The organism is Bacillus sp. LR--39, assembly GCF_053613335.1.
The window spans coordinates 1-712 of sequence record NZ_JBSIOT010000865.1 but is presented as its reverse complement, the minus strand read 5'-3'; the positions used below and the strand labels follow the sequence as shown (position 1 = coordinate 712).

The 712-nt window shown below is 44.9% G+C and carries 1 protein-coding gene; it reads left to right on the top strand.

Going from position 1 to position 712, the window contains the following annotated elements; translation table 11 throughout:
* The coding region (locus ACWHAR_RS27085) for a DMT family transporter (RefSeq protein WP_452088434.1) at positions 1 to 663 on the top strand (663 nt) is incomplete at its 5' end.
* Positions 664 to 712: the final 49 nt, after the last annotated feature.

Sequence of the window (712 nt, the reverse complement as noted above, 5' to 3'; positions counted from 1 at the left end):
TTATTTAAGTCTTTTGAAGAAACGTCCGTTACAATTGCCATCTCCGTTTATCATCTAGCGCCGGTGCTTGTTCTTCTTCTGGGGAGCTTCTTCTACAGAGAGAAATTAAATGTGATCTCCGTCAGCTCCATTATCATCTGCTTTCTGGGAACTGCGCTGATTTCCGGGATTAACGGCAGCACTTCATTGACACAACTGATGGGATCAGGGATCATATGGGCAGTTCTCGCCGCACTGTTTTATGCGTTCACCACTTTATTGGGAAAAGGCATTCACAATCTCAGTCCTTACACGACCACCTTCTTGCAGACGGGTTTAGGGGTTATCATCCTGATTCCGTTTATTCACTTTGGCGCTTTTGCTAACCTATCTCAGGGAAACTGGATTATGGTGGTATCTACCGGCATCATCCATACGGGTATTGTATATTTGTTGTTTTTTGACAGTTTGCGATTTTTATCAACGAAATTTATTTCAATCATTGTATTTCTCGACCCCGCTGTCGCGATCGTGCTCGATACCGTCTTCACAGGCTTCCGCCCTGACCTCTATCAAACGCTTGGCATCGTGCTGATCTTTGCGGGCATGGCCTTGACGCTTGTCAGGAGGCAGGGGAAGGCGAATGTGGCAGCTGAGGGTACGGATATTGAACAAATGCAATAATGGAAAATGTAAAAAGGCCTATGCGGCCTTTTTTTATTTTAGGTCAATA